The following is an 8,195-nucleotide window of genomic DNA, read 5'->3' on the forward strand; positions in this document are numbered from 1 at the left end:
AGCTGTTGAATTGAATATTTTATCGTCCCAAATGACCGGACTGGAATGACCTATGCCGGGTATCGGAGCTTTCCAGAGCACTTTTTCTCGGGTTTCTATATTGCAGCTACTAACCGTTTTTGCATTTTCAACAAAACCTTTAGCAAACGGCCCCCGAAACGATGGCCACTGATTGAGATAATTTTCTTGTGAGGATGCGGTAAAAAAATGACACACCAATAAGAATGCGGTACAAAGCAGCTGTTTCATTTATCAAATCTTTGGTTTTCTCCATAAAATTAGACAAATGAAACAACTAACAAAGTTAGGATCCAAAAAACTTTATTTGGCAATAATCTTAATCGTTGTTCTACGATTTAAGCGACGTCCTTCAACCGTTTCGTTGGTAGCTACAGGTTTTGTATCGCCATATCCTTCCGATTGCAAACGACCGCCTGGAATACCATTTTCAACGAGGTAGTCAACCACCGATTTTGCCCTTAATTTCGAAAGTTCAAGGTTACTTTCCGGATTACCCGAACTATCGGTGTGTCCCTGAATCTCGACTTTTAAGCCACTGTTGTTTTTCAAAAAGTCAACCAGCTTCTGAAGTTCCGGTTCCGATTCGGAAAGAATGGCAAACGAGTCGGTTTCGTAATAAATATTGTGAAGATCCATTTCTGCCCCTAATTCTATCGGCTCCAATTCAATGTTCAGAATAAACGGATCGGTCAGGGAATTCTCGTCAGCCAGGCGCATAGATTGAGAATAGAACATAAATCCATCTTCCGAAACATTAAATGCATAATTGCGCCCAACAGGCAGTGCAAGCATAATCTGGCCATTTTCATCGGCCTTTTCGATGCGCGGCTCACTTACGGCAGAATTCAGGTTAAGCAGTTCGATATCGGCCATAACCGGCTGTTTGCTTGTCTTGTTTGTAACTTTTGCCTTGATATAAGTAACAGGTCGCGGCTGCAAACCACGATCGAGGTTAAACGAAAAAATATCAAGCCCGTTATCCGATTCTCTTGCCGACGAAAAATAGGCAATATCACCAATCGAACTAATGGTCAGGCCCATATCATCTTTGTAGGTGTTTATTGGGTAGCCCATATTTTTCAGGTTCTCCACCTTGCCGTTTTCGTTTATTTCGGCGGTAAACAAATCAAGTCCTCCCATACCAACATGTGTATCGGAAGCAAAGTAAAAATTATGGTTATTGGCATGAATAAACGGTGAAATCTCATCGCCTGAAGTATTCAGCGCCTCCATGTTTTCAGGCTTTCCCCATTGCGGTGCGCCTTCGGCAGAAAAACCGTTAAAAGCAATTCTCCAGATGTCTTTTTGTCCTTTTCCCCCTGTCCGGTTACTTGAGAAATACAGGAAACGGTTATCCGACGACAACGAAGGTTGTCCTTCCCACGACGAAGTGTTTAACGGCGCGCCTGCATTTTTCGGCTCAGTCCACTTTCCTTCAAGCAACCGCGAGAAATAAATATCGCAACTTCCCAATCCGTCTTCGCGGTTACAGGCGGTAAAGAACAGTATTTTTGAATCGGCGGATAATGTTTGTGCACCTTCGTTATCTGATGTATTTACATCGCTCATTGGCACGGCATTGTCCCAGTTGAAAGAATCGATCTCGGCCATAAAAAAGTCTTCCTGTGCCCGGCCACCGTCTTTCATCAATCGGGTAAACACCAGATGTTTTCCATCTAATGAAGGCGTAGGCCAGTATTCATCGTTGGCGGTGTTTATCTCCTCACCCAAATTAGTGGGCTCAAATGCTACAGGATTCTCGATGCTGTTTATGGCAAAACGACAACTGGCTATTTTACAGGCCAAAAGAAACTGCCGCTTTTCGGGGATATTTTTATTTTCTGTGTACTTTTCGTAAAAACTGAGTGCTTCAGAATACATGCCTAGTTTGTAAAAAGCTTCCCCTAGTCTGAAATCGATAAGCGGGTTATCATCCAGTTCCACGGCTTTTGACAAGTGCTTTATTTCCAGCCGCGATGAGTCGATATCTTTATAAATTTCAGCCAAAAGAAGATGCGCCGGTGCGTACTCCGGATCTTTCTGTAAAATCTTGTCAGCAGCTTCAATAGCTGCCGGATAACTATCTTCCACATAGTACTTTCTGGCCTCTTCAAACAGCTTGTCTGAACGCTTATTATCTTGTGCCAATGTGCCAATCCAGCACATTCCACAGATTACTAAAAATAGAATGTTTTTTAATCTACTCATTGATAACATATTACAAATACTTTCGTATAAAAACACAATTTGCGAAAAATAATAAACGAATGAATTGTTTTATTTATTTTTTTTCTATTTTGCTTTCGTAAATTTAATTAATATAACAGTTTTACAATTAATGACATTGGTTTGCTGACGTGATGAAAAAGAAAGTGAACAAAACCCGACACCCCGAATTGGACAAATTCGACCGAAAACAAAAGAAACACGGAGGTTCCCGTGAAAAAAGTTCAAAACATAAATATTCTATTTACGACGAGTTCGATGAAGATGAAGATGACGATATGTTAGACTATACTTCTGAATTCGACGACGAAGAAGAATAGTTTCCTTTCATATTAGTTCAACTTTTCTGCACGACAGAGGCTGCAGAACCATTAATCGTAAAAGGCCTCAATACCGGGGTATTGGTAACGTGCTTTGGCTATTTTCTCAGGAAAAACAAAGTACGAGAGCTCTGCTTTTGCACACTCCTCACCGCTTCCGTCGTACAACGATGCACTTATTTTTGCTGTGCGTCCTTCGTGCGATACCAGTTTTCCTTTTATGGTTACTTCGCCTTTCGAAACTTTCACTGCCTTTAAATAGTTCACTTGCATATCAGTGGTAACGCCTGCAGTTTTTAGTTTCAACATAACCACCCACCCACCGATTTCGTCGAGTAGAGTAGCCTGAATTCCACCGTGTAAAACACCAATCCAGCCTTCGTAACTTCGCTCCGGCTTCCATTTTGTAATAATCTCTGCATCATCTTCCCAGAACTCGAGCTGGAGGCCCGCACTGTTGTATGGCGAACAGGCAAAACAATTGTATTCGCCAATGTTCTTAGGATCTTTCCAGGGATTTTTGATTTTTTTCATGCTTAATAAATTAACATTTTCAATCTCACCCCCTGTCGCTTCTTCGGCGCTCCTGTCCTCTGTCAGCTGACGGAGACAATCGGAACGAAGTTACGATAGGGGTTGACAAGTTAGCTTTGATAATATTCTCGTAACCAAAACGAGCCGGTAAATACCAGCTCGCTTTTTAACTTATTTAAAGCTTCTAATTATTTCCTAAAATAATAGGCAGTCCGTCTTTTCCGCTACCAATTACAATAACTTTCGAATTGGGCGACTCGGCCAGCGATGTTGTTGCCTCAATACCACGCTGAGTTAAGATCGCATCGGTTAAACTCGCATCAATAATGCGGTTATAATTGGCAATACCTTCAGCCTCAATTCTGCGTCTCTCTGCTTCTGACTCTTCTCGCTTCAAACGGAATTCGTAGGCTAACGCTTCCTGTTCCTGCTGCAATTTATTTTCAATCGCACCTTTTATCTGAGCGGGTAGATTAATCGACCGGATTAACAAAGCACGCATATCAATAAAGTTTGCACTTAATGCTTTTTTTGTTTCTGTAATGATTGTCTGCTCCACTTCTGCCCTTTTTGTAGAATAAATTTCTTCGGCAGTATAACGACCGGCAACCTGACGTACCGATGACCTAACTTCAGGAATAACCAACACATTGATAAAGTTAACTCCAAACTGCTCGTGCAAAAAACCAATTTTACTGTACGATGGATTAAAACGTACGGTAACATCCACATTAACAGAAAGTCCGTTTTTGTCGAGCACATCCATTGTTTCATCGCGCTGTTGTTCGCGCACATTATATACCTCCAGTTCGTTCCATGGAGCTATAATATGGAATCCCTCACCAAAAATATTATCCTTATCCAAACCTGTGGTGTAAGGCTTAAAAATTACAGCCTTTTCACCCGGCTTTAATATTTTAAACATGCGGCCGCCAAAAAGCAGCAAAACAATTAACACAACAGCACCCAATACCAGGTAAGATGATTTAAAATTGAACTTCATAACCTTTTTTCTTTTTATATGATTAGACAAATGTACAAAGTTTATAGGAGGAGTAGTGCCTAAATTATGTTTTATTTAAATACCTTGTTCAAAGCATTGTTGGAAGTGTTAATCTTTTAATTTTGGTGTTGAAAAACTCTGGTCAAAAAAAAATAAATTAATATTATTTCATGAAAAAGCTGCTTTTACTTCTGTTTGCATTTCTGCTGGTAAGCAACTCATTTGCACAACAATTTTTCGATACCGACTTTAATACCCGCAAAAAATACATTATTCTTTGCGATCCCACTGTTAATCGCATAAAAACCATTCAATACCTTACTGAGAACAGTATTCTGAAAGTAAAAAAGAACAAGGTAAAATTTGTTGGTGTTTATTACGAAAAACAGAACAGCGATTACACAAAAACGAAGGACTACATAAACGAAAACGGCCTTGATAACTTTTTTCTGCACGAAATTACCGGCGAGTTGAACGAAACAAATTTATACAGGGAAAATGATGTTAGCGCCCAGCTGAAAAAGGTTTTCGATAACTCAATCGGGATTATCTTTTTTGGTGGTGCCGATATTCCGCCTGCCATTTATGGCGAAGAAAATACAAAATCGGGAGTATACACTCCGGCCCGGCATTATTACGAAACCACGTTTATGTTTCATTTGCTGGGAGGCTATCAAAACGAGTCCTTTAAACCCTTCCTTGCCGAGCGGCCCGATTATGTGGTAACAGGGTTTTGCCTGGGCATGCAAACCATGAATGTGGGTACCGGCGGGACATTGATTCAGGATATTCCTGCGGAAATTTACAATGCCGAAACACCCGAAGAAACCGTTTCCATTGGCCGTGCCAACATGCACCGCAACTACTGGCAGTTAATTGAAGAAGATTCGCTGTTTATGGGCATTAACCTGCACACGATACAATTTACTGACAACCCGTTTTTTGGAGAAACCATAAAAGTGTCGAAAAAGGCTACACCGCGCATTTACAGCAGTCACCACCAGGCCATCGAAAAGCTGGGAAAAGGTTTGGAAGTAACCTGTTTGTCGCCCGACGGAAAAATTATTGAAGGAGTTGTGCACAGCACATACCCACATGTTTTTGCCGTACAGTTTCACCCTGAGGTTTCGGCATTGTACGAAGATATGGGGCTAAAGATTTTCCATCCTGATGATGAGCCAAAAACCTATCATGATATCCTTGGAAAATCAGATGTGAAATTTCATAAAGATTACTGGGACTATATTTCAAAATCGTTTAAAGAAGTAAAAAAGCCGAAAATGCGTTGAGGGTTTCAACAAAATACTGATATGCCGGTTAGCTTAAAAAGAGAAGCCCGGAGTTTGAGTATTTCATCGAACTTCGGGCTTCTCTTTTCTTTCTACTTGCTCTTTATAGCTTTTGCCAAACTGAGATTTCAACCACCGAAATTTCAATATTACGGGATGATATTGCTTTTGCCGCTGTCAGGCTAACTGGCTCGTTCACCAATTCAAAATTATCTTGCAGCAGTGCTTTTATGCCTTCAAAGGATGTTACCGGCTCTCCATCCTGCTTAAACGCTCCCGGCCAGTTTTCGCGTTTTATATTGTTCTTTTCCCAGTCGTAGCCTGAACCCAAAATAAAAATTCCTCCGGTATTTAATCGTTCGTGAATACTTGTCAAAAAATGTTTCGGATTATATAATTCTTCCAATAAGTTTATGGCTAAAATTACATCGTAGCCACTGTAAATTGGTTTCAGATTGTTGGCATCAGCCTGCATAAATTGCAGGTTATCTTTCGCATTCAACCCAAGATCTGATAATTGCACATCGTTATATTGCACCAATTCACCTTCATCTTTTGTGATATAGCGAACAAAGCCTTGTTCCTGCAAATGAATTGCCATTCGTATAAAACGTGCCGAAAAATCAATTGCTGTTATCTGTTTAAAGGAATCGCACAATTCAAAAGCTGTTCGTCCGGTATCGCAATTCAAATCGAGCAGTTTCAGCAACTTTTGATCGCCAGCATATTGTTTACAGATTTCGGCAATACATTTTGGAAAATTATCGAAGCCCAAAACCGGCTTTCCATAATTAAATTCACACGATTGTGCCACTTCCGCATCCGTTTCGTATGAATCGTTTCGGATAATCAATGGATTTTCAGACTCCACCAATCGAAATCCGGCATGCTGATAAAAATGGCGGCGAAAGGCATAACGGGCATGCCAGGTAGCTTCGTTTCCGGTTGAAATCCACGAACCACCTTTTATCATGTTGTGTTTACCATCGAAAGTTGGCGTTGAAAAATCGTCGTACAAAGGGTGCACTTTAAACCCCGGATAACCCGTGACCGGTGTTTCGGTCCATTGCCAAACATTTCCGATGATGTCATAAAAATCACCTTGTTTAAATTGATTTATCGGGCATGGCGACACAAACTTCTCGAAACCAATATTTGCCTGCACTGTTGCAAAATTAGCATCGTTTATACCGTTTTGTTCCGCCAGTCGATACCATTCCGCCTCAGTTGGCAGGCGATATGTTTTCCCTGTTTGTTTTGTTTTCCAGTTGGCAAAAGCTTTTGCTTCCAAATAATTCAGCTCAACAGGCCAGTTCCATGGCATTTCAATTTCCTGATCAAAAAGCCGCAAAAAATATTTATCAGCATCTTTACGCCAAAACAATGGAACTTCAGCTTTTTTGTATTGGCACCAGTTCCATCCTTCCTCAGTCCAGTATTCTTCTTTTTTATACCCACCGTCATTAATAAACTCAAGAAACTCACCATTCGAAATAAGAAATTCTGATGCTTTAAAATCATCAACCTCAACCTGATGCTCACCATATTCCACATCCCAACCGTAAAACCGGTGATCGTATGGTTTTCCGATAATCACTTCTCCTCCCTTAACGTTTAACATGCGGTTTTCAGGTGCATCTCCTGACTCCTTACATGGAGCATCGAAAACATTTGGCTTTAAAAAATCAAGCGGTAACTGCCGTATCAGCACCGAAGAAGTCTCGATATGAATCCGCTCGTGTTCAATTCCCATCATTATAATCCAAAACGGATTGTCCCAGTTAATGGGTAAAGTCAGCGGAGTTGAATCGATAACCTTTAACACCTCTTCTTTAACTTTTTGTCGGTATTCAAAAACCTCTTTTACGGTAGGCCAGTCATAATTCGATTCGTTTAAATCATCCCAACTCATTTCGTCTACTCCAATGGCAAAAACAGATTCGAAATGGGAGTTTATACGATGATCCAGAATTTTAGCCAGCACCAGTTTATTAATGAAAAACACGGCCGTATGTCCGTAATAGAAAATAAGCGGATGTCTCAACGGATCGGCCCTGCGATAAAAAGCTTCATCGGTTTTTAAATGCTCGTATAGTTTTTCATCGAGCGTATATGTTTTCAAAAAGTAATCGCGGATTTCTGCCTTTTTTTGTTCGGCATCTCCGTTAATCAAATCGGTTGTATGGGTTATCAAATTGTTCATAATGTAATATATCCTTGAGAATCGGGTTTTAAAATATTAACGAATATAATCAGCATATAGCAAATCAACAATCATAATCGTTTAAGTTATTGATAAATATTGAGTCGGAAAATCAGCTGAGGTGCTGATGAAGATAGATCTTCTGGAAATCGAAAGTACCACTTTTATCGGACAGTAATTTGGGCTGAACGATTGTTGCACAAACCTCGAAACCCATTTTTTTGTACAAACCAACAGCAGCTTTGTTTTCTATCCAAACCCTTATAAAAGAATGGTCAAACTTGTTTCGATCTGCTTCTTCAAGAAAAAAGGTCAGTAACCTTTTACCTATCCCCTGCCCTTGTTTTGATTGTTCAACCATCATTTCAGCAACATAAACCGAACGTGTCACATCAAAATCGTGTGCAATTTCTTCGGGCAGCAGTTCATCAAAACTTAAAGGTGTTAACAGAATTGCGCCGGCTAATTCATTTTTCTCCATGGCAAGAATCCCATATCCAACATCAAAAATCGATTGAAGGTATGCTGCAGTTTCACTTTCAGAATGATATTGAAAACTTTTACCCTTCGAAAATGTATCGATGTACAATTTTACCAGG

General features: G+C 40.2%; 8 protein-coding genes. 2 read left to right on the plus strand and 6 right to left on the minus strand.

All coding sequences use genetic code 11. The annotated features are described in order from the left end of the window. Both ABZB17_RS17165 and ABZB17_RS17170 read right to left on the minus strand, forming a co-directional pair. A partial coding sequence (locus tag ABZB17_RS17165; RefSeq protein ID WP_372651917.1) for a hypothetical protein occupies positions 1 to 249 on the minus strand: 249 nt, incomplete at its 3' end. A gap of 72 nt (positions 250 to 321) precedes the next feature. Next, a complete protein-coding gene (locus tag ABZB17_RS17170; protein ID WP_372651919.1) occupies positions 322 to 2,229 on the minus strand; it encodes an OmpA family protein in 1,908 nt (635 codons plus the stop codon). A gap of 152 nt (positions 2,230 to 2,381) precedes the next feature. Here ABZB17_RS17170 and ABZB17_RS17175 point away from each other — a divergent pair, with 152 nt between their 5' ends. Then, positions 2,382 to 2,567, plus strand: coding sequence for a hypothetical protein (locus ABZB17_RS17175; RefSeq protein ID WP_372651921.1), 186 nt, complete (start codon positions 2,382 to 2,384; stop codon positions 2,565 to 2,567). Positions 2,568 to 2,618: 51 nt separating this feature from the next. On the opposite strand, the gene ABZB17_RS17180 is transcribed toward ABZB17_RS17175, so the two are convergent. Both ABZB17_RS17180 and ABZB17_RS17185 read right to left on the minus strand, forming a co-directional pair. Next, the gene (locus tag ABZB17_RS17180) at positions 2,619 to 3,101 is read right to left on the minus strand and encodes a PaaI family thioesterase (RefSeq protein WP_372651923.1); all 483 of its coding nucleotides are present in this window, start codon (positions 3,099 to 3,101) and stop codon (positions 2,619 to 2,621) included. A 184-nt stretch (positions 3,102 to 3,285) separates the two neighbouring features. Then, positions 3,286 to 4,104 carry a prohibitin family protein gene (locus ABZB17_RS17185; RefSeq protein ID WP_045033276.1) on the minus strand — a complete coding sequence of 273 codons (819 nt, stop codon included), beginning with the start codon at positions 4,102 to 4,104 and terminating at the stop codon, positions 3,286 to 3,288. Positions 4,105 to 4,274: 170 nt separating this feature from the next. On the opposite strand from ABZB17_RS17185, the gene ABZB17_RS17190 reads away from it, so the two are divergent. After that, positions 4,275 to 5,393, plus strand: a complete 1,119-nt coding sequence (locus tag ABZB17_RS17190) for a gamma-glutamyl-gamma-aminobutyrate hydrolase family protein (protein ID WP_372651925.1) — start codon at positions 4,275 to 4,277, stop codon at positions 5,391 to 5,393. A 103-nt stretch (positions 5,394 to 5,496) separates the two neighbouring features. Here ABZB17_RS17190 and ovoA read toward each other — a convergent pair whose 3' ends face one another. Continuing rightward, positions 5,497 to 7,596: a 5-histidylcysteine sulfoxide synthase gene (gene ovoA, locus ABZB17_RS17195; RefSeq protein WP_372651927.1), complete on the minus strand. Its 2,100-nt coding sequence runs from the start codon at positions 7,594 to 7,596 to the stop codon at positions 5,497 to 5,499. Between the two features lie 112 nt (positions 7,597 to 7,708). After that, positions 7,709 to 8,195, minus strand: a 487-nt coding sequence (locus tag ABZB17_RS17200; protein WP_372651929.1) for an N-acetyltransferase family protein, incomplete at its 5' end; no start/stop codon positions are given.

This window comes from Draconibacterium sp. (assembly GCF_041583095.1).
Classification (GTDB): Bacteria; Bacteroidota; Bacteroidia; order Bacteroidales; family Prolixibacteraceae; genus Draconibacterium.